Origin of the sequence: Collinsella aerofaciens (assembly GCF_901212495.1) — a bacterium.
Classification (GTDB): Bacteria; Actinomycetota; Coriobacteriia; order Coriobacteriales; family Coriobacteriaceae; genus Collinsella; species Collinsella aerofaciens_H.
Genome location: NZ_CAAKNY010000061.1, coordinates 17,000 through 42,718 on the forward strand (window position 1 = coordinate 17,000; position 25,719 = coordinate 42,718).

Annotated in this window: 21 protein-coding genes; 6 read left to right on the forward strand and 15 right to left on the reverse strand. The window is 59.4% G+C overall.

Going from position 1 to position 25,719, the window contains the following annotated elements; all coding sequences use genetic code 11:
* Window positions 1-234: 234 nt before the first annotated feature.
* The 3 genes from glmS to SFLMC1_RS07165 form a co-directional block, all read right to left on the reverse strand.
* Window positions 235-2,082, reverse strand: coding sequence for a glutamine--fructose-6-phosphate transaminase (isomerizing) (gene glmS, locus SFLMC1_RS07155; protein WP_152073205.1), 1,848 nt, complete (start codon window positions 2,080-2,082; stop codon window positions 235-237).
* A 198-nt stretch (window positions 2,083-2,280) separates the two neighbouring features.
* Window positions 2,281-2,928 carry an amino acid ABC transporter permease gene (locus SFLMC1_RS07160; protein WP_187323899.1) on the reverse strand — a complete coding sequence of 216 codons (648 nt, stop codon included), beginning with the start codon at window positions 2,926-2,928 and terminating at the stop codon, window positions 2,281-2,283.
* Between the two features lie 33 nt (window positions 2,929-2,961).
* Window positions 2,962-3,843 (reverse strand): substrate-binding periplasmic protein, encoded by an 882-nt coding sequence (locus SFLMC1_RS07165; protein ID WP_152073207.1) that lies wholly within the window; start codon window positions 3,841-3,843, stop codon window positions 2,962-2,964.
* 246 nt (window positions 3,844-4,089) lie between these two features.
* On the opposite strand from SFLMC1_RS07165, the gene SFLMC1_RS07170 reads away from it, so the two are divergent.
* Together SFLMC1_RS07170 and SFLMC1_RS07175 are read left to right on the forward strand one after the other, a co-directional pair.
* Complete coding sequence (locus SFLMC1_RS07170) at window positions 4,090-5,202, forward strand: LacI family DNA-binding transcriptional regulator (protein ID WP_226814183.1); 1,113 nt, start codon at window positions 4,090-4,092, stop codon at window positions 5,200-5,202.
* 209 nt (window positions 5,203-5,411) lie between these two features.
* Window positions 5,412-6,617 carry an ATP-binding protein gene (locus SFLMC1_RS07175; RefSeq protein ID WP_152073209.1) on the forward strand — a complete coding sequence of 402 codons (1,206 nt, stop codon included), beginning with the start codon at window positions 5,412-5,414 and terminating at the stop codon, window positions 6,615-6,617.
* A 271-nt stretch (window positions 6,618-6,888) separates the two neighbouring features.
* Here the strand turns inward: SFLMC1_RS07175 and SFLMC1_RS07180 are convergent, their stop codons facing one another.
* Window positions 6,889-7,539: an HAD family hydrolase gene (locus SFLMC1_RS07180; RefSeq protein WP_187323900.1), complete on the reverse strand. Its 651-nt coding sequence runs from the start codon at window positions 7,537-7,539 to the stop codon at window positions 6,889-6,891.
* A 173-nt stretch (window positions 7,540-7,712) separates the two neighbouring features.
* Here SFLMC1_RS07180 and SFLMC1_RS07185 point away from each other — a divergent pair, with 173 nt between their 5' ends.
* Window positions 7,713-8,591 (forward strand): ATP-dependent sacrificial sulfur transferase LarE, encoded by an 879-nt coding sequence (locus tag SFLMC1_RS07185; protein ID WP_152073211.1) that lies wholly within the window; start codon window positions 7,713-7,715, stop codon window positions 8,589-8,591.
* 667 nt (window positions 8,592-9,258) lie between these two features.
* Here SFLMC1_RS07185 and SFLMC1_RS07190 read toward each other — a convergent pair.
* The 6 genes from SFLMC1_RS07190 to SFLMC1_RS07215 form a co-directional block, all read right to left on the reverse strand.
* Window positions 9,259-9,711, reverse strand: a complete 453-nt coding sequence (locus SFLMC1_RS07190) for a PTS sugar transporter subunit IIA (protein WP_152073212.1) — start codon at window positions 9,709-9,711, stop codon at window positions 9,259-9,261.
* 12 nt (window positions 9,712-9,723) lie between these two features.
* Window positions 9,724-10,662, reverse strand: coding sequence for a transketolase family protein (locus SFLMC1_RS07195; protein ID WP_152073213.1), 939 nt, complete (start codon window positions 10,660-10,662; stop codon window positions 9,724-9,726).
* The gene (locus tag SFLMC1_RS07200; protein WP_152073214.1) at window positions 10,662-11,492 is read right to left on the reverse strand and encodes a transketolase; all 831 of its coding nucleotides are present in this window, start codon (window positions 11,490-11,492) and stop codon (window positions 10,662-10,664) included. The genes SFLMC1_RS07195 and SFLMC1_RS07200 overlap by 1 nt, the downstream gene beginning before the upstream one ends.
* A 63-nt stretch (window positions 11,493-11,555) precedes the next feature.
* Window positions 11,556-12,239: a fructose-6-phosphate aldolase gene (gene fsa, locus SFLMC1_RS07205; protein ID WP_152073215.1), complete on the reverse strand. Its 684-nt coding sequence runs from the start codon at window positions 12,237-12,239 to the stop codon at window positions 11,556-11,558.
* Window positions 12,240-12,476: 237 nt separating this feature from the next.
* Window positions 12,477-13,751 (reverse strand): class II D-tagatose-bisphosphate aldolase non-catalytic subunit, encoded by a 1,275-nt coding sequence (locus SFLMC1_RS07210; protein WP_152073216.1) that lies wholly within the window; start codon window positions 13,749-13,751, stop codon window positions 12,477-12,479.
* Window positions 13,752-13,895: 144 nt separating this feature from the next.
* On the reverse strand, window positions 13,896-15,368 hold the full coding sequence (locus tag SFLMC1_RS07215; protein ID WP_152073217.1) for a PTS fructose transporter subunit IIC: 1,473 nt from the start codon (window positions 15,366-15,368) through the stop codon (window positions 13,896-13,898).
* Between the two features lie 415 nt (window positions 15,369-15,783).
* Between SFLMC1_RS07215 and SFLMC1_RS07220 the strand changes: the two genes are divergently transcribed.
* Window positions 15,784-16,794, forward strand: coding sequence for a LacI family DNA-binding transcriptional regulator (locus SFLMC1_RS07220; protein ID WP_226814184.1), 1,011 nt, complete (start codon window positions 15,784-15,786; stop codon window positions 16,792-16,794).
* A gap of 129 nt (window positions 16,795-16,923) precedes the next feature.
* Window positions 16,924-17,901, forward strand: a complete 978-nt coding sequence (locus tag SFLMC1_RS07225) for a DNA/RNA non-specific endonuclease (protein ID WP_152073219.1) — start codon at window positions 16,924-16,926, stop codon at window positions 17,899-17,901.
* Window positions 17,902-18,012: 111 nt separating this feature from the next.
* Here SFLMC1_RS07225 and SFLMC1_RS07230 read toward each other — a convergent pair whose 3' ends face one another.
* The 4 genes from SFLMC1_RS07230 to SFLMC1_RS07245 all read right to left on the reverse strand — a co-directional run bounded on the left by SFLMC1_RS07230 (window position 18,013) and on the right by SFLMC1_RS07245 (window position 22,807).
* Window positions 18,013-20,088, reverse strand: coding sequence for an elongation factor G (locus tag SFLMC1_RS07230; RefSeq protein ID WP_152073220.1), 2,076 nt, complete (start codon window positions 20,086-20,088; stop codon window positions 18,013-18,015).
* A 309-nt stretch (window positions 20,089-20,397) separates the two neighbouring features.
* Window positions 20,398-21,162: an amino acid ABC transporter ATP-binding protein gene (locus SFLMC1_RS07235; protein ID WP_152073221.1), complete on the reverse strand. Its 765-nt coding sequence runs from the start codon at window positions 21,160-21,162 to the stop codon at window positions 20,398-20,400.
* A complete protein-coding gene (locus SFLMC1_RS07240; RefSeq protein ID WP_226814185.1) occupies window positions 21,155-21,808 on the reverse strand; it encodes an amino acid ABC transporter permease in 654 nt (217 codons plus the stop codon). The genes SFLMC1_RS07235 and SFLMC1_RS07240 overlap by 8 nt, the downstream gene beginning before the upstream one ends.
* A gap of 138 nt (window positions 21,809-21,946) precedes the next feature.
* Window positions 21,947-22,807, reverse strand: a complete 861-nt coding sequence (locus SFLMC1_RS07245) for a transporter substrate-binding domain-containing protein (protein WP_152073222.1) — start codon at window positions 22,805-22,807, stop codon at window positions 21,947-21,949.
* A gap of 519 nt (window positions 22,808-23,326) precedes the next feature.
* Here SFLMC1_RS07245 and rlmD point away from each other — a divergent pair.
* The gene (gene rlmD, locus SFLMC1_RS07250) at window positions 23,327-24,595 is read left to right on the forward strand and encodes a 23S rRNA (uracil(1939)-C(5))-methyltransferase RlmD (RefSeq protein ID WP_306437767.1); all 1,269 of its coding nucleotides are present in this window, start codon (window positions 23,327-23,329) and stop codon (window positions 24,593-24,595) included.
* A gap of 156 nt (window positions 24,596-24,751) precedes the next feature.
* Here the strand turns inward: rlmD and SFLMC1_RS07255 are convergent, their stop codons facing one another.
* Window positions 24,752-25,573, reverse strand: coding sequence for a phosphatase (locus SFLMC1_RS07255; protein ID WP_152073224.1), 822 nt, complete (start codon window positions 25,571-25,573; stop codon window positions 24,752-24,754).
* Window positions 25,574-25,719: the final 146 nt, after the last annotated feature.

The window sequence follows — 25,719 nt, forward strand, 5'->3', positions numbered from 1 at the left end:
CAATAAGGCCCGACTTCGCCACAACGGGGCCGAGCCTTAGTCGTTAAAGCGGGCCGATGACGGGACGCTCGATGTCAGTCACCAGCAGCGAGTGGGCCGCATTTTCGCCAAGGTGACGTGAAATGAGAGAGCGCTGACCTTCTGGTCGCGCCCTCGAAATTGAACGTCAGATTGGCGTGAATGCGGCCCGCGCAGCGTCGGCAGGTCCGCCGTTCGGCAGAACAGCGGAACCAACTACTCTACTGTGACGCTCTTAGCGAGGTTACGGGGCTGATCGACGTCGCAGCCGCGTAGGACGGCGACCTCGCGGGCGAGCAGCTGCAGCGGGACGCTCGCCGTGATGGGGCTGAACACGTCGCGGACGGCCGGCACGCGGATGATGCAGTCGGCGATCTTGTTGATCTCCTCGTCGCCCTCGGTGGCAACGACGATGACCTTGGCACCGCGCGCCTTGCACTCCATAAGGTTCGACACGGTCTTGTCGTAGGTGGCGCTCTTGGTGGCCACGGCGATGACGGGGAAGCCCGGATCGATCAGCGCGATGGGGCCGTGCTTCATCTCGCCGGCAGCATACGCCTCGGCATGCAGGTAGCTGACCTCCTTGAGCTTGAGTGCGCCCTCGTAGGAGATGGCAGCGCCCATACCGCGCCCCACGAACAGCGCCGACTGCGCGTCCTTGCACAGCAGGGCGGCCTCGTGCACGGCCTCGGTCTGCGTGTCCAAAATCCACTGGATCTGCTCGGCCGTATCGGAAAGCTCGCGGAACATCATGCGCGTCTGCTTGGTGGTCAGACGGTACTTGACCTGCGCCAGCAGCAGAGCCAGCAGCGTCAGGCTCACAACCTGACCGATGAAGCTCTTGGTCGAGGCGACCGCGATCTCCTTGTTGGCCTTGGTGTAGATGACGCCGTCGCTCTCGCGCGCCACCGGGCTGCCCACCACGTTGGTGATGCCAAAGACCTTAGCGCCCTTGATACGCGCATCGCGAATGGCGGCGAGGGTATCGGCCGTCTCGCCCGACTGGGACACGGCAACGACGAGCGTCGTCGGTGTGATGATGGGGTTGCGATAGCGGAACTCGCTGGCAGCCTCAACCTCGGTGGGAATGCGAGCCCAGCCCTCAATAAGGTTCTTGGCGATGAGTCCGGCGTGATAGCTGGTGCCGCAGGCGATCACGTAGACGCGGTCGATATCGTTGAGCTCCTCGAGCGAAAGACCCAGCTCGTCGATATCGAGCTCACCGGCGGGGGTCATGCGGCCAACCAGGGTATCGCGCACGACGCGAGGCTGCTCGTGAATCTCCTTGAGCATAAAGTCGGGATAGCCGCCCTTTTCGGCCATATCCAGATCCCAATCGATGTGGGTGACCTTGGGCTCGATGACATTGCCGGCCTCGTCGGTGTACTCGACGCCCGCAGGCGTAAGCTTGGCAAACTGACCGTCCTCGAGCACCACGACATCGCGGGTGGCATCGATAAGCGCGATGACGTCGGAGGCGACATATGAGCCGGTTTCGCCCACGCCGACTACGATCGGGGAATCCTTGCGGGCCACGGCGATCACGCCGGGCTCGTCGGCGCACACGGCGGCCAAACCATAGGCGCCTACCACGTGGGTGCAGGCCTCGCGCACGGAGGCCATCAGGTCGTGTGTCTCGACATAAGCTTCTTCGATCAGATGCGCGAAGACCTCCGTATCGGTCTCGCTCTTAAAGTGATGACCGCGGCCCTCCAGCTCCTCGCGCAGCTCGGCGAAGTTCTCGATAATGCCGTTGTGGACGATGGCGATGCGACCGTCGCAGCTAGTGTGGGGATGAGCGTTAACGACGGAAGGCTTGCCGTGGGTGGCCCAACGGGTGTGACCGATACCGCAGGTTGCGTCGCTATCGATATTGGAAAGCTCGCTCTCCAGACCCACAACCTTACCCACGCGGCGGATAACGTCGAGGTGCGCCGCGGCGCCCTCGCCCACCTCGAGCGCGACACCCGAGGAGTCATAGCCGCGATACTCCATGCGCTTAAGGCCTGTGACCAGGATGCTCTTTGCAATATCAGAGCCGGTGTAGCCGACAATTCCGCACATAGGATAAATCCCTTCGTTCGCGTGACTGCAAGACGTCCACGCGCAGGGGGCGCTGAGACGTATAACGTTCGAGTATTGTACTCACGCAAGCGCAAGCTGATATACCAGAAGTGGTATCTCAACTTAGATACCACCCGATGCACACATGCCCAAACCATCACGATGGGGACAGGCGCCTTTGCGGTGGCTTGACCGGTTCTAGAGGCGCAGATGACGCTCGAGCCGATTGCCCAGGGCAGTGAGCGCCATGACAATGACGTAGTAGACCACGGCCGCCACCAAAAACGGTTCAAAGGCCCGATAGGTGAGCGCTTGCACGCTCTGGGCGGCACGCATCATGTCCATCAGGCCGATGGTTGCCACCAGCGAGGAGCTCTTGAGGACCGTGATCACTTCGTTGACCAGGGCGGGGGCAATCGAGCGCATCGCCTGCGGAACAACGATCTTGCGCATCATGGGAACATAGCGAAGCCCGATGGCCCGAGCGGCATCGTACTGACCCCGGTCAACGCCCTCGACACCACCGCGTACCGTCTCGGACACCGTCGCTGAGCCGTTAAGCCCCAGCGTAATGGCACCGGCGGCAAACATCGATATTTTAAAACCCGTGAGTTGCGGCGTCGCAAAATACGCCAAAAAGAGCAGCACGATAAGCGGCACGCCGCGAAAGATAGAGGTGTAGAAGCTGAGCACCGTATGCAACGGGCGACAGGGTAAAACCTTGAGCACGGCAATGAGAAAGCCCAGGGCAAGCGCTATGACCAGCGCGGCGGCCGTCACCTGACAGGTCACGACCAGGCCGCTCATAAACATCGGTATATATGGTTCTAGCAGTTCAAACTTCATCAGCATGCCCTTGGCGTGCTCCTCACCGGATCGCTATTTTCCGGCAACCGTCGACGTGCCGGAAGCGGAATAGTCGCCGTTCCACATAAAGTCGGCGCCCACATACTGCTTGATATAGCCGTCGATGGTGCCATCCTCGAGCATCTCGCCGATGCACTCGTCAAGCGCCGCGACAAAGCCGGCACCCTTCTTGGCCATCAGGCGGTACACGCCTACATGACCGCTCGTCTCGGAACGATCGAGCAGGCCCAGCACCAGGCCCTCGTTCGCATCGCGCATGGACTGGCCCTCGGCGCCGTCGCACAGGTAGGCATCGATGCGCCCAGCGAGCACCTCTTGCAGGCACTGGTCGCCGCCGTCGTACGTGTGAATATCGGCATCGGGCATGACCTTGGCGATGAACTTGTTCTGCACGGTGCCGGTGGTGCAGGCGATGGACTTGCCGGCAAGGTCCTCGACGCGCTTAACAGGATCGCCGCCAAGTGTGAGAACGCCTACGAGCGGCTGATAATAGCCGCGCGTGAAGTCGTACGTCTGCTCGCGCTCTTCGTTGGAGCTCATCGCCATGGTAAAGGCCTTGTCATCGCTCTGCACCGATGCAAGCGTGGCGGCAAAGTCCTGCGGCTCAAAGTCGTAAGAAAAGCCCAGGCGCGAGGCCATCTCATCGGCAATGGCGATATCCAGGCCGACAACCTTCTGCTTGCCGTCCGACTGCGTCTCCAGATAGCGATAGGGCGCGAAGGCATCGTCGCCCACAAAGGTGAGCTTGGCGCCTTTGATATCGTCGCCCGCACCCGCAGCAGAACCAGCGGCAGAGCCCTTGTCAGCGCCATTGCCAGCGCAACCGCTCGCCGCAACTAATGCTGCACCGGCGAGCAAACTCAGGAAATCACGACGAGAAACAGAGCGAGTCATACCAAAGCCTTTCAATCTACGTTCAAAACGGCTTCTATTGTAGACACTCCACTGTTGAGCGCGCAGCCCAGCCGCATCAAAACCACTACAAAGGGGGACAGGCACCTTTGTGGTGGCTTTGGCTCCAGCGTTTACCCAGATAAAACCTACCACAATAAACCTGTCCCCAATTGGAAGGTTTTGACACCCTAGGGGTGGGCGATGCTACAATCTGGCTTGTACTTGAAACGCATCAAAGGGGCCGCTATGGCAAAGGTAAAAATCAGCGATGTCGCGCGCGAGGCAGGGGTTTCGCTGGGCACGGTTTCCAACGCACTCAACCACCCCGAAAAGCTGCGCCCCGAGACCCTCAAGCTCATCAACGAGACCATCAGTCGCCTTGGCTACCTGCCCAACCAAAGCGCCCGTCAGCTCGCGGGCGGCACCACCAAGTCCTTTGGCCTGGTCCTCCCCCGTCTCGACCACGGCTTCTCGCTCCAAATTGCCAGCGGCGCCCATAACGAGGCCCGTAAGCACGGTTACGACCTACTCATCGCCAACGCCGATAACGACGATATTCTCGAGGACCATTACCTGCGCTATTTTATGGGCACACAAATGTCCGGCGTCATGGTTCAGCCCATGGCGTCCCCCGACTGGCACCCCGCCATGGCCAAGATGCCCGTGCCGATCGTCCATCTGGACATCCACTGTTCCGAGCCCGGTTATTACGTGGCCGCCGACAACGAGGCGCAGGGGCGCATTATCGCCGAGCTCGCCATCGCCCGCGGTGCACGCCATATCACCGTTGTGGGTAGAGCGGCATTCATGCAGCTCACCCTGCGCGTACTTGGCATTCACAAGGCCCTCGCCCTGCATCCCGATATCAAAATTGAGGTCATTGACGCCGGAGAGTGGAATACCGCAGCCGACGGCTACAGCATTGGCGCTCAGATTGCCGGGCGCCCTGCCGACGAACGTCCCGATTTTGTCGTCGGCCTGACCGACGTGTTAGCCTCGGGTGTTATCTCGGCATTGGTCGACAAAGGCATCTCCGTCCCCGAGCAGGTTCGCGTGGCCGGCTGCGACGGTAATCCGCTTGCCTGGAGCGGGTCGGTCCCCCTCACCACGGTGGCACCCCCGGGCTACGAAATTGGCCGCAAGGGTGTCCAACTGCTGATGGAGCAAATCGAGAACAAGGTCCCGACAAAGACCAAACATATCCACGTCGGCTCTGCAGCGCGCACCGTCACCGCAGTCACCGCCGCCGAGGACATCAACCGCCAAGAACTCGTGCGGCCGTTCCTCCTCGAGCGCGCCAGCACCCAGGCGAGCACCCACGTCGAAGCCACCGCCATCAACCTCGGTGCCTACCTGTAGCAAAAAAGCGCCACAGCGGAAACAGCCCCGCTGCGGCGCTTTTTACTGGCCCCACGCCCATTAGCCAAGGCTGCAGCTACGGATATTTATGGAATTCAATCCATATTTTTATGAGTCATTTTGATAAAATGGATTCGGTTCCATATTTTTTGTAATTATATATAAATATTGATTTTGTTCCAATGTTTTCAGACCCAGGGAGAGGCTTTATGGATTTGATTGACCGCAAACAGTACCTCGACTGGCTCATTTCGTGGAAAGACTCGCATGTTATCAAGGTCGTTTCGGGCGTGCGTAGGTCAGGCAAATCGAAGCTATTCGAGATTTACCGTGGTCATTTGCGCGACCATGGAACCACAGATGCCCAAGTTATATCCCTCAACTTTGAAGATCTGGAGTTCGAGTCTCTTACGTCGTATAGAGCACTCTACGACTACGTTTCCGCCAGACTCGTCCCCGATAAGATGAACTACGTTTTTCTGGACGAGATACAGCATGTCGAGCACTTCGAAAAAGCCGTCGACAGCCTATTTATCAGGGATAATGTCGATCTCTACATAACCGGTTCCAACGCCTATCTGCTCTCGAGCGAGCTGGCAACCTTACTATCCGGTCGCTACGTAGAGCTCAAGATGCTGCCCCTCTCCTTTAAAGAGTTTTGCTCGGCAAAAACCAATGGCGGAAAGGCTCCTACCCAGTTGTTTGACGAGTACATCACCCGGGGCTCCTTTCCCTTTATCGCCGAAACGGGTATCCAGGGCCCCCAGGCGCGTGATTACCTTATGAGTCTCTACGACACCATAGTCATACGCGACGTTATCGAACGCTTGAAGGTCTCGGACGTCTCGACCCTGCGCGATATCACCAAATTCCTACTCCATAACGTCGGAAGCCGAACCTCGGTTAAAAAAATCTCCGACACGCTCTCGTCCAACGGCAACAAAACCGATCAGAAGACCGTCGCCAAGTACCTCAAAGGCTTAACAGACAGTCAAGTACTGTATTCAGCGCCGCGCTACAACGTACGCGGTCGACAGCTTCTTACAACAAACGGCAAATACTACGCCGTAGACCTTGGACTTAGAGGCGCTCTCGTCAAAACTCAGAGCAGCGACATCGGTCATATCCTCGAAAATGTTGTCTATCTCGAGCTCCTACGCCGCGGATACGACGTCTACGTGGGCGATATCGATGATGGGGAAATCGATTTTGTTGCCCTAGGCTCAGACGAGACGGCCTATTTTCAGGTTTCAGCCACCACGCTCGACGAAACCACCCTCAACCGCGAGTTGGCCCCCTTTAAGAAAGTCCGAGACAACTATCCCAAGACGCTTCTTACGCTCGACACGCTATTTGCTGACGCAAACTACGAAGGAGTTCGCAAGCGCAACGTAATCGACTGGCTCTTGGAGTAACTCGTAACGTCCAAAGCCCCGCCAACCTCTTGCCAAGGCGGCTGCCTCGATTATTTAAAGCACAAAGCCCCTCTTATCGGCCAAAACTGCAGTCTTGGCGAGATAAGAGGGGCTGACCGTATCAGCGATTCCGCGCAGGCGCCGCTGTCGTCACCGCTAGCGGCAGACAACGCCCACGGGCGCAATCGGGATCTTGGATATAGATGCGGACACCCAGCTAAACGGTTGGCCGCATCTTTAAAATGCTATTGAAATGGCTCAGGTGCAGAGTCTAGCGCACGGCCTTGACCGCCGCCGTCAGATCGAACAGCGTATCGAGCACGGCCTCGCAGCCATCCACCACGTCCTGCGGCAGCGGCACGATATCGGGGACGGCAAAGACGTGGCAGCCAGCCGTAATGCCCGAGACGCAGCCGTTGCGCGAATCCTCGACCACGGCGCATTCCTCGGGGACAAAGCCCGCGCGCTCGCAGGCGAGCAGATACATCTCGGGGTCGGGCTTGCCATGCACGACGTCCTCGCCACACGTTACCGTTTCAAACTTGTCAAAGAGACCGACCATCTTAAGGTTGCGTTCTGCCGTGACATGACGCGATGACGTCGCAAGGCCCACGTGATAGCCCACGGCCAGCAGCTCGTCCAGGCACTCGGCGGCACCGGCCTTAAGTTCCAGTTCGGTCTTGACCATCTCGTCGCGAATCTCCTTGTGACGATGATAGATCGCCTCAGCGGTTTCTCTGCTGCCGTAATGCACCTCAAGGATGTCCATGACATCGGGCAGCGTGCGACCGATAAACTGATGAATCAGCGTGTCATCAATCGCGACACCCAGCTCAGCAGCGGGGGCTTTCCATGCCTTGATGCCCAGACGCTCGGTATCGACCAGCGTTCCGTCCATGTCAAAAATAACAGCCTTGATCATATCGGTCCCCCATCGACTCTCGCTGTCGCATTGCCGCAACTCTACCGCATTTGGCAACTTGTATATAACGTATATACCATATTGCGCTTTCATTACATAGGTAGAAATCTTATGACAAGCAGCTCGGTAGGATTATAGTTTTCGACCGAGTACACATTGGTAAGGAACGTTTCATGCTTTCAGACACCACCGCACCTGCAGAGGAGCTTCAGGACAAACTCGCAGCGCTCGAACAGCTGCTTTTGGCATACGGACGCGTCGCCATCGGCTTTTCCGGTGGCGTCGACAGCAGCTTTTTAGCCGCGGTCTGCGCCCGCATCATGCCGGCCAGCACGCTTCTCGTTCACCTCACCACGCCGCTCATCGGCACGCCTGAACAGGCTTCGTTTGAGCGGTCCGTTGACGGGCAAGCCAATGAGGAGCCGCATTTTAAGCTCCCTGTGCTCAATCTTTCGGTCGATCAGTTGCAGCTCCCCCAAGTAGCCTGCAACGATGCCAATCGCTGCTACCACTGTAAGCAGGCCGGCTTTACCGCCATCGTCAACCACGCCAAGTCGCTCGGCTTTTCCACCGTCATCGATGGCAGCAATGCAAGCGATCGCGGTGACTACCGCCCTGGCATGCGCGCCGCAGAAGAGCTCGGCGTACGCTCCCCTCTTATGGAGGTCGGCTTTACCAAGGACGAAGAGCGTGAGCTGTTGCGCGCATGGGGCTATCCCGTTTGGAACCTGCCGGCGGGAGCCTGTCTTGCCACGCGCGTCCCCACGGGCGAGGAGCTTACGCGCGAGAAGGTCGATTTAATCCGCGCCTGCGAGGACTACCTGCACGATCTCGACCTGGCGCAGGTACGCGCGCGCTTGGTCGACGGCTGCATGCATATCGAGGCCGCGCCCGCAGATGTCGCCAAGATCGCCGCCCTCGGCGGTGCCGCCGTCGACGGCGAGGACAAGACCCCGTTGCCCGCCGCCATCGAGTCCGCGCTGCGCGAGCTGGGCTGCGCCCACATCTCCCCCGAGGTCACCCCCTACATCCACGGCAACATGAACCAGTAGCGTATCCCGATAAGTTGCGGTGGAATAGTTCCTGTTTAACGGCTTTTTGCGCCCAAACAGGAACTATTCCACCGCAACTTCCAAATGATCATTCGAAGCCGGTTGCCTTGAACCGTGAATCGGACTGCTCGCCACGAAATGGGCCTATTTACTACGTTTCGCTGGCCACCCTCGACCATGCCGAAAAACACGAAATTAAAACCGCAGGTAGACGGCTTACCGATTTTCAGAAAACACGGCCATGGTCGACCGGTGCGGGTCAAACGTAGTAGATAGGCCGTTTTTGTGGCGCGACACCAGATCGGTCTTTTTGGACGGGACTTTTTGACTATTTGCGCCAGCCTAGTTGCCCAACTAGTCAAAAAAGCCCCGTCCTAAATTAACTAATTCAGATTGAGCATAAGTGAGCGAGCGAGTTCCGGGTGCGGCAAGGTGACGTGAAACAAGCGGGCGCTGACCTTTTGGTCGCGCCCGCGAAGTTGAACGTCAGATTGCCGTGCCCGGGGCCTGCGCAGCGCCGAGCAGTTACGCCGTTTGTAAAACGGCGTAACCTATAGGTTTATTTTGGTCGGTTTTATCTGGGCAAACGCAAGCAGGGCCGCGGCGCTTATGGCGTCGCGGCCCTTTTCCTTGGAGAAGGATCGATTGATTGAACGGAAAGACCGTTCTAGCCCTCGAGGCCGGCGTTGATAAGCTCGGCAATCTCTATGGGATCGGTGCTTTCTCGCACCTTGTCGCGGAAACCAGCGTCCATCAGCATCACGGCCGCCTTGGAAAGCAGACGCAGATGCGTGGTGCCGGCCTCGCCCGCGGGAACATACAGTGCAAGCGCAACATCGACGGGCACGCTGTCAAAGCTCGGCCACTCAACGGGCTCGGCAAGCTTAAGCACCGCAACGCCCGGCGTATGAATCGCATCGCTCTTGGCATGCGGAACGGCAAAGCCAGCGACAAGACCGGTCTCGGCCTCATTTTCGCGAGCAATAAAGGCGGCCTCTACGGCAGACGCGTCATCGGCAAAGCCAAGTTCGACAGCCTGCTCGGACAAATAATGCAGAGCATCCTCACGCGAGGCGGCGGCGTGTCCGATTGTCACCTGATTGGCAGATACAAATCCCATGAAAAACCCTCCTTACAGCACGGACCTGACCGCGGCTTCGATGCCGTCGGCATCCAAACCGTACTTGTGCAGCAAATCGACCGCGGGGCCAGACTCGCCATACACATCGCGCACTCCAACGCGACGCATCGGCACCGGATGCTGCTCGGCAAGCACCGAGGCAACCGCCTCGCCAAGACCGCCGATAGTCGAATGCTCCTCGGCGGTGACCACGCGACCGGTCTTCTTTGCGCTGGCGACAACCAGGCGCTCGTCGAGTGGCTTGATCGTATGCATGTTGATGACCTCGGCATCGATGCCATCGGCGGCGAGCGCCTCGGCAGCGGCAAGCGCTTCGGCGACCATAAGGCCGCAGGCGACGATGGTCACATCGGACCCCTCGCGCATGACCACGCCGCGACCAATCTTGAACTCATAGTCCTCGCGATCGTTGATGACCGGCGTCGCCAAGCGGCCGAAGCGCATGTAGACCGGTCCCTCAAACTCGTAGGCGGCGCGCACGCAGGCGCGAGCCTCGACATCGTCGGCGGGAACGATCACCGTCATGCCCGGAATCGTGCGCATGAGCGCGATGTCCTCGCAGCACTGGTGCGTAGCGCCATCCTCGCCCACCGAAATGCCCGCGTGGGTAGCGCCGATCTTGACGTTGAGGTGCGGGTAGCCGATGGAGTTGCGGACCTGCTCAAAGGCGCGACCAGCGGCAAACATGGCAAAGGTGCTCGCGAAGGCAACGCGGCCCGTGGTCGCGATGCCGGCGGCAAGGCCCATCAGGTTGCTCTCGGCGATGCCGGCATCATAGAAGCGCTCGGGATGGGCGGCCTTAAACTTGCCGGTCTGCGTGGCGGCCGCCAGGTCGGCATCGAGAACCACGAAGTCATCGCGCTCGTTGCCCAGCTCGACAAGCGCCTCGCCGTAGCTTACGCGCGTGGCGACTTTTTTGACCTCTGCCATTAGAGCTCCTCCCCTGCTGCCGTGAGCTCGGCCATAGCCTGCTCGAACTGCTCGTCATTGGGCGCCTTGCCATGCCAGCCCACCTGATTCTCCATAAAGGAGACGCCCTTGCCCTTCACCGTCTCGGCGATGATGGCCACAGGCGCGCCGCTCACCTTGCGAGCCTCGGCGAAAGCAGCTGCAACCTGCTCCATGTCGTTGCCGTCGGCCAGCTCGATCACATGCCACCTAAAGGCGCGGAACTTATCTGCGAGCGGCATCGCCGAGTTGACCTCGTCGATCGTTCCGTCAATCTGCAAGCCGTTGTGGTCAACGACCGCCACAAGGTTGTCGAGCGCATGGTTACCGGCGAACATGGCCGCTTCCCACACCTGTCCCTCCTCGCACTCGCCGTCGCCCAGCAGCGTGTAGACACGGTAGCTGTCGCCCCAGTGCTTGGCGGCAAGTGCCATTCCAACCGCAGCGGAAATGCCCTGGCCGAGCGAGCCGGTGGACATGTCAACGCCCGGGGTGTCGTTCATATTGGGGTGGCCTTGCAGACGGCTGCCAATATGACGGAGCGTCTCGAGCTCCTCCTTGCCGAAGAACCCGCGCTCGGCAAGCACGGCGTAGAGGGCGGGGGCGCAGTGGCCCTTGGAAAGCACGAAGCGGTCGCGGTCGGCGCGACGCGGATCCGCCGGGTCGACATCCATCTCTGCAAAGTAGAGGTAGGTCATAATGTCGGCTGCGCCAAGCGATCCGCCCGGATGCCCCGACTTGGCCGCATGAACCGCCGTCACGACACCCTTCCTGACCTCATTGGCGACCTTCGCCAGCTCCTGGTTGGTCATACGAATTCCTCTCTTGAGAACAACCCCGACACCGGATGACGCGATACCGGGGCAATCCACTCGTTAAGCCTGAGCGACGACCTTCTGCCAGTCAGCCTCAAAGCTCGCGAGGCCCTGATCGGTCAGCGGATGGTGCAGGCACTTCTTAAGGGCTGCCATGGGCACGGTCGCGATGTCGGCGCCGAGCAGCGCGGCCTGGGTCACGTGGTTGGGCGTGCGGACCGAGGCAGTGATGATCTCGACGGTGTCGTCAACGTTCTTGCCCGTCCAGTCGTAGTTCTTAATGCAGGTCACGACGTTGTCGAGCTGCGAGATACCGTCCTCGGCGATGTCGTCGAAACGACCGACGAACGGGCTGATGTAGCGGGCGCCGGCGTTGGCGGCCATAAGGGCCTGCGTCGGCGAGAAGACGAGCGTCATGTTGACGCGCACGCCCGCATCGGCCAGTGCGCGGCAGGCGGCGAGGCCGGCCTCGCACACGGGGAGCTTGACCACGATGTTGGGGGCGAGGACGGCGAGGCGCTTGCCCTCCTCGATCATGCCCTCGGCCGTGGTAGCGGTAGACTCGGCGGAAACGGGCAGCCCCTCGCAGAGCTCAGCGATCTTGAGCATATGCGGCTCAAAGTCGGCAAGCTTGCCGCCGGTCTTGGCGTACAGGGACGGGTTGGTGGTAACACCGGCCAGGCAACCCCAGCTCTTGGCCTCAGCAATCTCGTCCAGGTTAGCGGTATCGATAAAGAACTTCATGCTTTACTCCTTCAAATAAAAAGCGGGTAATCTAAGGACAACAGCTGAATCGCCGGTCGAACCAAAGTCAGCGAGCGGGCAGCTGCCGTGGCAAGGTGGCGCGAAAGAGGAGCGAAGCGTACTTTGGTACGCGAGCGACGGTTTGAGCGCCAGATTGCCCGGCAGATGTCCGCGCAGCGTGTGCCGGGCCTGTGGCTGGGACATGCCCCAGACCCGGCGTCGCGTAGGAAAAGCTACTTACTCGGCAAGAGCCTTCTCGATGCGGGTCGTGACGCCCTTAAGATTCAGGCCCACGACGTACTGCTTGATCGGGCGCTTGATGTGCTCGACCACAAAGCGCTTGCCGTCGATGTCCTGAGCGGCGAGGTTGCGGTAGAGCTTTTCGACCTGCTCCTTGACCTCGGGGTCATTGAACGCATAGTGACCGGAAACATCCAGGATCTTCAGGCTGAGCTCATCGTCGGCAAGGATGTCGTCGACCTGCAGGTTGACGTCGTCGCCGGTCATCCACTTGCGCCAACGCTCGGTCTTGATGGCCTTGACCAGCAGGGTGTGATACAGGTCGGAGGGGTCATCGCACAGACCGTTGTCGACCAGAATCTGCTCGGTGGCGCAGAGCTTGAGGTAGGCACGGGTCTCCTCGGTGCCATACTGCGGAGCAACATTGGAGGCGGTCACGTGTGCCGGAATGTGCTCGAGCAGCGTCGCGTCATCCAGGTAGTCGGCGTTGTGCTCCTTCAGGCCCACGCCGTAGCGCTTGGCCATATCGGCAAGCTCGCGAGCGTTCTTAAAGTTGTAGTGGCCAACCTGCTCCGTCCAGCGGGTAAGGGTGCCGGTCTGACCGACGATGAAGGTGGGCATGGGGCATCCGCGCTTCTCGAGCTCGGGCTGCAGCTGAGAGATGAACTCCTCGTACTTGTCGGTGGAGGTCAGGCCGCCGTTGGTCTCCTCGGTGCCGACCTCGTATGCGACCTCGGGCAGATTGTGCTCGCGACGATACTGCTCAAGATAGTCGATGAGGTCGATCGTGCGGCGAAGCACCACGTCGAGCGGGATGACCTTACCGATCTGATAGGGGTCCTTGGTCGGATCCACCATCAGCAGGTCGAAACCGGCCTCCATGTCGGCGACAAAGGACTTGCGAGCGAGCTCCATAGCCTCATCCTCGGGCAGGTGGGCGTTGCGCTCCTCGTCGCGCTGCCACGGGCCGCCGTGGTCGCGGCACAGGTAGTACGGACCGGTGTAGCCAACCTCGTCGGCGACCTTCTTGATGTCGGCGGCAAAGCGCGTCTGGTCCCAACCGTTCACGTAGCCGGCGCCCATCTCGTCCATATCGACCTGGTTACGGCTAGCGATGAACATGGGCGGAAAGTCCTCATCGCGGGCAAGCTCGAACACGGCCTGGATCAGATTGGGGCTCATGGGGCCAATGCCGACCATGGTTGCGTGGTCGCCGCTGTCCTGCAGCTTGAGCATGCCCTGAACGGCCTGGCGGATGGTGAGATTGCACATTTTGTTCTCCTTCTCCTAAGGATTATTGACAAAAGTTCCCTGGGGCCCGGGTTCGAGCCCTTTCAGTGCGGATGGATTTTGTTGTTTAGGGGCGGTTGCGCGGAGTCAAATCCAGCCCTCCGCGCAACCGGAGTCCTTTAAGGTTTACTTAGCCTGCTTGTCGAGCTTGGGCTTCATGGCGATCAGGATCGCGGCGGCGACCACGGAGCCGATCACGATGTCCAGGCAGAACAGCGCGACATTGTTCGTGGCCAGGGCGACGATAAAGCCACCGTGCGGAACGTAGCAGTCGATGCCCTGGAAGGCGGCAAGAGCGGCGCCCACGGCAGAGCCGATGCAGATGCCGGGCAGGGTGTGGCCAAGGTCCTTGACCGCGAAGGGAATAGCGCCCTCGGTAATACCGATGCAGCCCATGAACAGTGCGGAGATGCCCATCTGGCGGTCGGCGTCATCGAACTTGTTCTTGGCGATGAGCGCGGCAAGACCGCAGGCGATCGGGGGAATGGCGACGGCGACGCGGAACATGCCGTTGGGGCCATAGATGCCGGAGGCCATGATGGCCATGGTAAAGGTCGAGGCGGTCTTGTTGATGGGGCCACCCATATCGAAGGCGGTCATAACGCCGATGACCAGGCCCAGGACGACGGCGGAGCCGCCCTGCAGGCTACCGAGCACGCTGGTGAGCCAGTCCATCACAAAGCCAAGCGGCGTGGCCAAGATGTAGATGTAGGCCATGCCCAGGACGAGCGAGGTCAGAATCGGGATGATCAGGATCGGCATGATGGTCTGGATGGTGTTGTTGACCTTCCAGGTCTTCATCCAGCGGACAAAGTAGCCGCAGATGACAGCCATGATCATGGCGCCCAAGAAACCGGTCGAAACGCTGTTACCGCTGGGAGTGACGACGGCGTTGTTGACCAAATAGCCCAGGACAAAGCCGGGGGCCAGTGCAGGCTTGCCGGCCATCGAGTAGGCGATGTATGCCGCAAGCACCGGGATCATCATGGAGATGCCGGCCATGCCGATGGTGTTAAGGCTCACCATCAGCGGGTTGGTGACCTCCATGCCGCTGGCGCCGGCGGTGCCGGATGCCAACGAGAATGCAAGGAACACGCCACCGATAACGACGATGGGGATAAAATAGGAAACGCCGGTATTGAATGCATTGAGCAGCGTCTTACCAGGATCGGCAAAGATGGACTGCTTGGACGCCGGCGTCGGGGCCTGCGGGGCAGCGGAGACGGCCTTCTTCTCTGCCTTGGCCTCGGCCTTGGGTGCGTCAACGGCGCCACCCGTCGCCTTAATGATCTCAACGGCCTGGTCGATAATCTTGACCGGATCGGCGATCACATCGGAAGTACCGACCTTGAGGAACTTGCCCTCGGCCATTTTCTGCTCAAAACGATCCTCGTTCTCGACACCCACGTCGACGGACTCGAGCACCAGGTCGGCGGAATCCACGTCTTCCTGCGTCAGCTCGTTCTCGATACCCAGACCACCCTGAGCCTCGACTTTGCACTCGATGCCACGGGCGGCGCATTCATCCTGAATCGCCTTCTGGGCCATATACGTGTGGGCGATACCCACGGTACAGGCGGCAACGCCTACGATCTTCATTGCTTCCCTCTTTTCATAGAGTTGCGTGCGCAAGACACCGTTTGCGGAGGCCTCCGGAGCATCCCCTGCCGTTTGGACTTGCTGTCTTTTCGACAAGACCAATATAGGTGCTCGTTTTTCTTAATGCCAGCTTATTTCGGTAAACGCGCAGGTCAGAGCGTTGGTTATGCTATTTAGTTATGCGTTTAACCAAAAATGAATCCTGCGATTTTATCCTCGATTTCAAAAGTCAAGAAGTATTTGATTTTCTCGGTAGACGGCAGATGCGCATGCCGGCCACAAATTTCGCCCCCACCCGTATACCGCATTTGTTGCATACTCATATGAAAGGAAAGGGTCGCTCACCGAAGCGCATCCCACACCAAGACTCAAAGTCATCATGTTGGAAAATGCTCATCTGTCGGAAGGAGTCGCTGTGGCAAAACAGCGCGTTACGATCGCAGACGTCGCTCGAGAGGCGGGAACCTCGACGGCAAGTGTCTCGTATTACCTCAACGACAAACGAGAAAAGCTTAGCGAGAAGACGCAGGCAAAGATTGCGCGCATCATCAAGGAACTCGGATACGTTCCCAACGCCCAAGCGCAAACGCTTACCGGCAAGCAGACCCACGTCATTGCCATCATCATTTTGGATAACACCAACAAGTGGGCGGGCCTCGTCCTCAACGGCATGGAACAAGTCATGCTCCCCGCGGGCTACCAGACGGTCGTTTGCACCAGCAATTTCAACCCCGAGACCGAGCTCATGTATGTCGACAAAATGCTCTCGCTGGGCGTCGATGGCTTTATCATCCAGCCCACGGCAAACTTCAAAGCCGTGCACGACCGCATTAGACGCGCCGGCAAGCCGGTCGTCTTTTTCGATGCGGCCATCTATAGCCCAGGTACCAGCTGGATCAAAACCAACCTTTACGACGGTGTGTACAACGCCACGCAGGCGCTTCTCGATGCCGGCTACGAGGACTTTTTCTCCATTGCCGCCAACATGACCGAAATGCGCACCCGCATGGAGCGTTTTCAGGGGTATGCCGAGGCACTGGCAGCGAACGGACAGCTCTACAAAGCGATTCCCATCGACCACAACAAGCCGTCGGTCAGTGAGCTTACCGAGTACTTTAAATACAAGCTCAACCCCGCCAAGCGAACCCTTATCTTCGTGCAAAATCAGTGGGCACTTCCCCGTGTCTACAAGGCTCTCCAGCCCATGACCCATCTACTTCCGCAGCAAATCGGTCTTTTGGGACTCAACTGCGAAGACTGGACCAACCTCACCACGCCGACCGTCTCCACGATCATCGAACCCGTCGACCAGGAAGGCAGAGAGGCAGCCGAGATGCTCCTCGCGCTACTCGATGGCAGCAGTACGCCCGGTGAGCAGCGCATTCTCGAATGCAAACTCAATTGGCTCGGTTCCACCTCGATCTAGCCATACGTCAAATATGAGGCAAATGAATCCGTGGCGTTTGTCCCAAATCTTAAGTATTTGTTCGACAGAACGGCCCCTGTCGGCTCCTGCTAGACTGGTAGATTCTCAACCGTCCATCCAGGAGCCGCAATGTCGCGCAAATCCGCCTACAAGCAAGTACTTTCCATCGGCACCGCCGTGGTGCTGGGATTTGCGCTGTTCACAGGGTCGATCGACGGAGCACCCAAGTTGTTGTCTCCGCAAAGCGATGAGCAGGCGACGGCTCTGGCCGAGAAGCAAAACGAGAGTCCCAGCCGTACCGATGACGAGGCAGACCTGGTTGCCCGGCTCGAATCGGGAACAGCGAGTTCCTCAGACTCCCAAAACAGCCAGGACTCCGGCGATGGCTCCGAATCCGCCACGACCGGCACCGCTGACGATGTCTCTTCGAACGCCACCCCCATCGACGAGGTGGAAAACCCTGACCTCAACCGCGCCCGCGGCGTATACCTCAGCAGCATTCCCGACTACGCCGGCAACCCCTACGCTGCCCTTCGCGCCGATAGCACGCATCCACTGGGTACGCCATCGTTCACGCTCGACGAATATGGGCGCGCCACCGAAGAAGGCTGCTTTAAAAAGTTCTCCAAGCTCGACAGTCTGGGCCGCACTCGCAAGGCGCTCGCCTGCGTAGGCCCCGAGTCGCTCGGACAGGGCAAGCGCGGCGACATCTCTCGTATCCACCCCGCCGGATGGCATCAGCAGCGCTACGACTTTATTCCGAGTCAGAGTCTCTACAACCGCTGCCACCTTATCGCCTGGTCGCTCTGCGGCGAGAACGCCAATCGCAAGAATCTCCTCACCGGCACGCGCTATCTCAACGAGACGGGCATGCTGCCATTTGAAGAGCAGATCCTCGGCTACATCCGCGACACGGGCAACCATGTGCTCTACCGCGTCACGCCCATGTACAACGAAGAGGAACTCGTCTGCCGCGGCGTGCGCCTTGAGGCGCAATCGGTCGAGGACCACGGCAAGACCCTGTGCTTCCACGTGTACTGCTACAACCTGCAGCCGCACGTGCAGATCGACTACGCCACCGGCCGCAACCAGGCCTCGGGGGACTAGACCCCAACCGCGACAAGAATCGATTTGCAGTCCCAGGGATCAAAAAGGGCCGCCCCGGATTACCCGGAGCGGCCCTTGCATTGGCACCTTCATTGCAGACAAAACCGCACACTACTTAGCGCGGCCCTCCTCATAGCGCTCAACCAGCTTGGCCTGAACGTCATAAGGCACCTGCTCATAGCCTGCGGGCTTCATGGTAAAGTCACCCGTGCCGCGCGTGATAGAGCGCAGGCGCGTCGAGTAATCCGTCAGCTCGGCCAGCGGCGCCTGGGCAATAACCACGGTATCGCCGCGCTCATCGGTATCCATACCCGTCACGCGACCGCGCGAGGCCGAGATGTCGCCCATCACGGCGCCGGCATAGCTCTCGGGGATCGTCACCGTAATTTCCTCGATGGGCTCCAGCACCACTGGATCGGCATCGGCGCATGCCTTGCGCAGGCCGATGCGAGCCGCCGCACGAAACGCCATCTCGTTGGAGTCGACGCTGTGATACGAGCCGTCGTACACCGCGACGCGAATGCCCGTGAGCGGATAGCCGGCAATAATACCGTCCTTCATGGTCTCCTGGACGCCCTTGTCCACGGCGGGGATGAGCGAGCGCGGGATGCGGCCACCCACGACCTCGTCAACAAACTCATAACCATCGCTCGTGCCGTCGGGACCAATGAGCGGCTCCACGCGCAGCCAGCAGTCGCCATACTGGCCGGCGCCGCCGGTCTGCTTCTTGTGACGGCCCTGGGCGCTTGCTGTGCGGCGGATGGTCTCGCGATACGGAATGTGGATCGGAACGCTCTTTGCCACAACCTTGGTACGGTCCTCAAGGCGATTGAGCAGCACCGAAACCTGTGCCTCGCCCACCGCCGAGATGATAGTCTGGCCCGTCTCCTCGTCGCGGTCGATGCTCATGGTCGGATCGGCCTTGCAGGCCTTCTCGATAAACGTGTAAAGCTTCTCTTCATCGCCGCGATTCTCGGCCTCAATGGCGATGCGGTACTGCGAGTTGGGGAACTTAAACGCCGCAGCCTCGACCTTGCCGGTAATCGAGAGTGTATCGCCCGTCTCGGCAGCCAGCTTAGGCGCCACGATGATGTCGCCGGCATAAGCATGCCCGACCTCGGTCATGTCGCGGCCACACATCACATACAGGTGAGCCAGACGTTCGCCCTTGCGCGTGCGGGCGTTGATCAGCTCAAGACCCGGCTCAAGCGTGCCCGTCAGCACCTTGATAAAGCTGATACGGCCCTGCTGCGGGTCGGCCAGGGTCTTAAACACAAACGCCACCGGACGGTCATCGTCGCTCGAGATCTTAAGCGAGTCGCCGTCGATGAGCGGCATCTCGCCATAGTCCGTCGGCGCCGGGAAGTACGTGGCGATGTCGTCCATCAGCGAGTTGACGCCCTGTTCCTTAATACAATCGCCCGCAAAGACCGGCACAAAGATGCGCTCAGCAATCGCTTTGGACAACAAGCCCTCAAGCTCCTCCTGCGTCAGCGTCTCCTCGCCTTCCAGGTACTTCATCATCAGCTCGTCGTCGGCCTCGGCCACCAACTCGCACAGATGGTCGTGGGCCTCCTCGGCCTGGGCACGATACTCCTCGGGAATCTCCGACTCAACGGCCTCGGTGCCGCTGCAATGGCGCGCCTTCATGCGCACCAGGTCGATGATGCCGTTAAAGTCCTCGCCCTCGCCCCAGCCCAGGGTCACGGCGCCCAAGCGTGTACCAAAGCGCTCCTGCAGCAGTTCCATGGTGGACGCAAAGCTGGCCTCGGGACGCGACAGGCGGTTTACGAACACCGCGCGTGCCAGGCGCAGGTCCTCGGCGGCGTACCAAAGCTTAACCGTCGTCGGCTGCGGGCCGGCCTCGGCGTCGACCACAAACAGAGCCGTCTCGCAGACGCTCATCGCGGCAAAGGCGTCGCCGATAAAATCGGGGTAGCACGGGGCGTCGAGCACGTTGATGCGCGCGCCCTTCCAGTCGATCGGTGCAATGGTCGTCGAGATGGAAAATGCACGCTTGACCTCTTCGGGGTCATAGTCGAGCGTGGGCTTGGTGCCATCGTGGCCGCCCAGGCGGGCGGTCTTGCCGGAAAGGTGGAGCATGGCCTCGGCGAGTGAGGTCTTGCCCACCCCGCCTTGGCCTACGAGCACCACGTTCCTTACGTTGCCGGTCTTGGGAGCACCCATAATGACCTCCTTGCAGGGTCGCGCGCGATGCGCGACGCCAACGGGGAGAGCTCGCGGTCGATGCCGTCCCGGGAGCAGCACGGTCGGCAGCCGAGCCAACTCACCCTCCAAATGTCCTATGCCACCACCCTACCCTCACGGGTGACTGTCCATGCACACCTTTCGGCGCACGCACGGATACAGGCGGCGAGAGGACAGAGCAAGCATGCCAGGCGATTATTAAACCCCATCGATACAAATAAAAGCCGCCGCAGACCATAAGACCTGCGGCGGTTTCGCCTCAATATACAGTTGAGTAAATAGCTGAGCCTATCCCTCGATACGGCTCAAGAACTCGCGTGTACGATGCTCGCGCGGATGGTCGATGACCTGCTCGGCAGGACCTTCCTCGACAATACGACCGCCGTCCATAAAGACCACGCGGTCGGCAACATCGCGCGCAAACTGCATCGCGTGGGTCACGATTACCATCGTCATATTCTGCGCTGCCAGGTCCTTGATGACACGCAGAACCTCGGCCGTCAGCTCGGGGTCGAGCGCCGAGGTCGGCTCATCAAAGAACAAGATTTCCGGGTCGAGCGCCAGGGCGCGGGCAATACTCACGCGCTGCTGCTGACCGCCCGAAAGCTCGCACGGCACCTTGTTCTCGTTGCCCGTCAGCCCCATCTGTGCAATCAGTTCGTGAGCGCGGGCTTCCGCCTGCTCGCGCGGACGCTTAAGCACGCGAATCGGCGCATCGGTGATGTTTTTCATCACGGTATAATGCGGGAACAGATTGTAGTTCTGGAACACCAGACCAAAACGCGAACGCGCTTGCTTGGGAACATCTCCCTTCGCATAGACCGCACCCGATCCCGCATCCGTCGCAACCGCAAGGTCGCCAAACGAGAGCGAGCCACCATCGAGCGTCTCGAGCAGCGTGGCGCAGCGCAGCAGCGTGGACTTACCGCCGCCCGAAGGCCCGATAATCGCCACGACCTCGCCGCGCTTGACCTCGAGCGAGATATCCTTGAGCACCTCATTGCCGCCAAACGCCTTGCGAGCGCTTTCGATTTTCATCACCGAGTTAGTCATGATAATAGTCCAGCTTCTTTTCGGCAGTACCCAGCAGCATCTCGACGACGAAGTTAAAGACCCAGTAGATCAGCGCCGCGATCGCAAACGGCACCATGCTCACCTGCGAGGCAACCAGCGCCTTGGCCGTCGAGAACATCTCCCCCACGCCAATGGCGAACGCCAGCGACGTGTCCTTGACCAGTGTGATGATCTCGTTGCCCATCGCCGGCAAAATGCGCTTGATGACCTGCGGCATCACGATATACAGAAACGTCTGCACGCGCGAGTAGCCCAGCACCTCGGCAGCCTCGTATTGACCGCGCGGAATGGACTGCAGGCCCGAGCGATAGATCTCGGCAAAGTAGCCGGCATAGTTGATGATGAACGCCACGACGCACGCCGTCCACTTGGAATCGGGCGTGAGCGAAATGCCAAACACGTAGTACGGGGCAAAGTAGATGGCAAACATCTGTAGCATAAGCGGCGTGCCGCGCATCACCGAAATATAGATGCGCGCGATCCAGCGAAGTGGCGCAATTTTGCTCATGCGCATAAACGCCACGGGGATTCCCAGCGGAATCGACCCCAGCAGCGTCAGCACAAACAGCTGCAAACTGACCAAGAATCCCTGGCCAAGCATCTGCATCATGACCTGAATAGACAACCTAAGCTCTCTTTCGCGACAACAAAACAGCGGGCGTTAATTGAAATAGGCACAGTGTCCAAGATTGCGAGCGACAAGCCCGACGAAGCGTACTTTGGTACGCGAGGAGGGTTGGAGCCGCAAGGTTGGGTGCTGTGGCTATTTCAAAACCCAGTTGTCGAAGGACAGACCGTAGCTCGCATACTTGTCGCACAGGTCCTTAACCGTGCCATCCTCGTAGAGCGCCTTGAGCGACTCGGTCACGGCGTCAGCCGACTTGGTGTCGCCCTTCTTAAAGCCGACGGCGTAGTGCTCGCTGGACAGCGGCTTGTCGAGCTGCGTATAGGCATCCGGCTTGGCGGCAAGCTGATACTGAGCGATCGAGAGGTCACAGGCAACGGCATCGACTGCACCACTCTCGAGCTGCATAAACGCCGTGTTGTACTCACCGATGGTGTCGAGCGTGGCAAACGTCGCGGCCAGATCCTTCTGGTCGCCCTCGAGCACATCCTGTGCGGCGGAATCAGTCTGGGTAATCACGGTCTTGCCGGCAAGATCGTCCCAGCTCTTGATGCCCGCGTCCTTCTTGACCACGAGCACCTGTTCGTTGAGCATGTAAGGCTCGGAGAACGTGTAGTCGTCCTCGCGGCCCTCCATGGTAAAGCCGTTCCAGATGCAGTTGATGGCGCCAGAGTTGAGCAGCGTATCCTTGGCATCCCAATCGATGGCCTCGTAATCGACATCCCAGCCCTGCTTATCGGCAACGGCCTTGGCAAGGTCGAGATCAAAGCCCGTGTACTTGCCGTCATCGCCCACAAAGCCGTACGGAGGATAGGACTTGTCAAAGCCCACGACGAGCTTCTTGGACTCCGCAGCGCCCTTCACATCCTTGGCTGTGGCAGAACCGGCAGCGGAGCCCTTGCCGGCACCACCGCCGCAGCCGACAAGGCCAAGGCCAAGCACCGTGGCGAGCGAGCCGGCTAGAACAACAAACTGACGACGAGACATATCGGTATTCATGGTATTCCCCCTTGATGGCACTTTAGTTAGGTAAAGTGAATCATGTAACGTTCAGAATCATACACTTTAGTGAGATGGAGTACAAGAGAGGGCTTGCCCTCCGGGTGCCGGGACAGGGGTTAAGTTTGTCGCGAGTTCCGCACGAACAGGAGAGCACTTAATGTGCTCTCCGTCGTGAGCAGGACTGTAGAGCAGCAAACTTAACCCCTGTCCCGGCAACCGGCGGGCAAACGTCGTTGGGCCTATCGCTGACATGAAATGACCGCTTGCATATCGCCCGCTAGCTTGGCACGGTACAATGCTTTCAGATTTCAATTTGTAAATTAGTGGGGTTAATTCATGGCAGAATCTCGTGCGGAACGTAAGGCTCGTCGTGCTTTGATCGAGGCGGCTGAGGGGTCGAAGGAGGAGAAAGCTTCTACGGAATCCAAGTCTTCTAAAGCTGCAAAAAGCAAATCGACCAAGAGCAGGGCTAAGGCCAAGCGTTCTGGCTCTCGTCGGAACGGGGATAAGGCGCCTATGACTCGCTCCAAGCGCCCGCATAAAGGTCCGGTTTCGTCTGCGCGTAAGGCTGTGGACCCCAAGTCTCCCTGTTCGATCATGAAAGCTTGCGGTGGGTGCACGGCGCTCAATCGTCCTTATAAGAAGCAGCTCGCCGCCAAGCAGGCTGCAATGGAGGAGCTGTTTGCTGAGCTCTGTGAGCGCGAGGGTATTGCCGTTGATCCCATTCGCGGTATGGGTGTTACCCTGGGCGACCCGGGCAGGTATCCTGCGCCTCGTGGTTTTCGTCATAAGGCTGCCACTCCGTTTGCTCCCGGTAAGGAGGGCACTGTCCGTTGCGGTTTCTTTGAGCGTGGCACGCACAAGATCGTTGCCGTACCCGAGTGTCCTGTCGAGGCGCCGGGTGCCCGTCAGATTCTCAACGGCATCGCACGCGAAGCTGAGCGGCTGCATATTCCCGCCTTTAATGAGGACAAGCATCTCGGTCTGCTTCGCTATGCCGTCGTCCGCTGCGGTTGGCGTACCGACCAGGTCATGGTTACGCTCGTGACCGCCCAGCGTGACTTACCGCATGCGCAGGAGTTCTTTGAGGCTGTCGCGGCGCTCGATCCGTATATCGTCACCGTTGCCCAAAATATCAATGGCCGTCCCGGTAACGCCATCTTGGGTGAGGAGACTCGTATCGTCTATGGCGCCGAGTGCATGCGCGACCAGCTGCTCGGTTGCAAATTCGATATCTCCCCTACCGCGTTCTATCAGACCAATCCGCAGCAGACCGAGCTGCTCTATCGGCTCGCGATTGACGGCATGGACTTGCAGCAGGGTGACATTCTCATGGACGCTTACTGCGGCAGCGGCACCATCGGTCTGTGCGCCGCGAAGGATGCCATGGACAGAGATGTCGGCATTATGCTGCTCGGCGTGGAGCGCAACCCGGCGGGCATTGCCGACGCACGTCGCAATGCCGAGCTCAACGGCCTCACCCGCAGCGCTTGGTTTATGGCCGACGATGCCACCGATTACATCCTGGACGCCGCCGATAACAACGAGCGCGTTGACGTTCTCTCCATCGACCCGCCGCGCGCCGGCTCCACGCCCGAGTTTCTTGAGGCCGCCTGCGCACTTAAGCCGCGCCGTATCACCTATATCAGCTGCAATCCCGCCACCCAAGAGCGCGACCTGCACCAGCTCCTCGACGGAGGCTATCGCCTGCTCAAGATCACGCCGGTCGACATGTTCCCTCATACCGACCACACCGAGACTGTCGCGGTCCTCGAGCGCCGCTAATCCACCCCGGTAGATTTTTGGGACATGCCTTAAAATCTACCTTCACCATCGCCAGCAAATAGTAGATTTTAAGGCATGTCCCAAAAATCTACCGGCACAAGAAAGGGGGCATCCCGTCTGGACCGCCCCCTCTTTTCGTTGGACATATGAGTCTCGTTACATCCCCTTGCGCAGGTCACACACGCCGGCTGCCGCCATCTCGCGCAGCAGCGTCTCGCGGTCGCGCGTCACGATCAGGTCCAGTGGGAAGTGAATCTCGTCGAGCATCTTGCGCGCCTGGTCGAGTTTGCCAATGGCCATACCAATGTGTGCGTCGGTCGAGACACCGATCCCCACGCCCAGCTCGGCACAGCGCTCGGCAATCTTGCGACACACGTTCCAATGCTCGGCATCCGTGCCATGCTCAAGACTATGGTTGTTGATCTCGATAATCTTGTGCTTGGCCTTGGCCGCCAGCAGCACCTCATCGATATCGAACGGCACGCCCGAACGACCCGTATGCCCCAGCATGAACACCTTGGGGTGCTCCAGGGCATTGATGTACATCTGGGTCGTTTGAGCCAGCGTCGCGCCCTCGGCAAACTGCGGATTATGCACGCTTGCCACCAAATAATCCAAATTGCGCGTCACCAATTCGAACAGCGAATGCTGGTGACTGTACGAATCGCCGGCAATATCGAGCGAAACGGGAATGTCCTCGCCAAACAAGCTTCCGTCCAGCGAAACGATATCGGCCTCGGCGCCGCGAAGCACCAGCACGCCACTCCAAATGCGCGGCCAGATACCCTGGTTAATAAAGAATTGGAAACTGCGCAGGTCATTGGGGCAAGGCGTAACCATCGAGCTTAAATGATCAGCGGAACCGAGCACCTGCAGGCCGCGCTCTGCCGCCCAATATATGTTCTCCTCGATGGTTGAATACGCATGCGCAGAGAACATCGTATGAGTATGGATATCACAAGAAAGCAGGTAGGGCATCGGGTCTCCTTATCCGGTATGGCCGTCGCGTATATTCATTGTACGCACAGCATTCGATGGTCGTAAAACCGCTCCATTCCAACGACACAACGTCCATGGCAACGGGGCCTGGCTTAAAACCAAACCCCGTTTCACGTAAAACATTG

Bases quoted from the DNA above. Each gene is read 5' to 3' on its own strand.
- glmS (WP_152073205.1), bottom strand. From the start codon at position 2,082: ATGTGCGGAATTGTCGGCTACACCGGCTCTGATATTGCAAAGAGCATC.
- SFLMC1_RS07160 (WP_187323899.1), bottom strand. From the start codon at position 2,928: ATGAAGTTTGAACTGCTAGAACCATATATACCGATGTTTATGAGCGGC.
- SFLMC1_RS07165 (WP_152073207.1), bottom strand. From the start codon at position 3,843: ATGACTCGCTCTGTTTCTCGTCGTGATTTCCTGAGTTTGCTCGCCGGT.
- SFLMC1_RS07170 (WP_226814183.1), top strand. From the start codon at position 4,090: ATGGCAAAGGTAAAAATCAGCGATGTCGCGCGCGAGGCAGGGGTTTCG.
- SFLMC1_RS07175 (WP_152073209.1), top strand. From the start codon at position 5,412: ATGGATTTGATTGACCGCAAACAGTACCTCGACTGGCTCATTTCGTGG.
- SFLMC1_RS07180 (WP_187323900.1), bottom strand. From the start codon at position 7,539: ATGATCAAGGCTGTTATTTTTGACATGGACGGAACGCTGGTCGATACC.
- SFLMC1_RS07185 (WP_152073211.1), top strand. From the start codon at position 7,713: ATGCTTTCAGACACCACCGCACCTGCAGAGGAGCTTCAGGACAAACTC.
- SFLMC1_RS07190 (WP_152073212.1), bottom strand. From the start codon at position 9,711: ATGGGATTTGTATCTGCCAATCAGGTGACAATCGGACACGCCGCCGCC.
- SFLMC1_RS07195 (WP_152073213.1), bottom strand. From the start codon at position 10,662: ATGGCAGAGGTCAAAAAAGTCGCCACGCGCGTAAGCTACGGCGAGGCG.
- SFLMC1_RS07200 (WP_152073214.1), bottom strand. From the start codon at position 11,492: ATGACCAACCAGGAGCTGGCGAAGGTCGCCAATGAGGTCAGGAAGGGT.
- fsa (WP_152073215.1), bottom strand. From the start codon at position 12,239: ATGAAGTTCTTTATCGATACCGCTAACCTGGACGAGATTGCTGAGGCC.
- SFLMC1_RS07210 (WP_152073216.1), bottom strand. From the start codon at position 13,751: ATGTGCAATCTCACCATCCGCCAGGCCGTTCAGGGCATGCTCAAGCTG.
- SFLMC1_RS07215 (WP_152073217.1), bottom strand. From the start codon at position 15,368: ATGAAGATCGTAGGCGTTGCCGCCTGTACCGTGGGTATCGCCCACACG.
- SFLMC1_RS07225 (WP_152073219.1), top strand. From the start codon at position 16,924: ATGTCGCGCAAATCCGCCTACAAGCAAGTACTTTCCATCGGCACCGCC.
- SFLMC1_RS07230 (WP_152073220.1), bottom strand. From the start codon at position 20,088: ATGGGTGCTCCCAAGACCGGCAACGTAAGGAACGTGGTGCTCGTAGGC.
- SFLMC1_RS07235 (WP_152073221.1), bottom strand. From the start codon at position 21,162: ATGACTAACTCGGTGATGAAAATCGAAAGCGCTCGCAAGGCGTTTGGC.
- SFLMC1_RS07245 (WP_152073222.1), bottom strand. From the start codon at position 22,807: ATGAATACCGATATGTCTCGTCGTCAGTTTGTTGTTCTAGCCGGCTCG.
- rlmD (WP_306437767.1), top strand. From the start codon at position 23,327: ATGACTCGCTCCAAGCGCCCGCATAAAGGTCCGGTTTCGTCTGCGCGT.
- SFLMC1_RS07255 (WP_152073224.1), bottom strand. From the start codon at position 25,573: ATGCCCTACCTGCTTTCTTGTGATATCCATACTCATACGATGTTCTCT.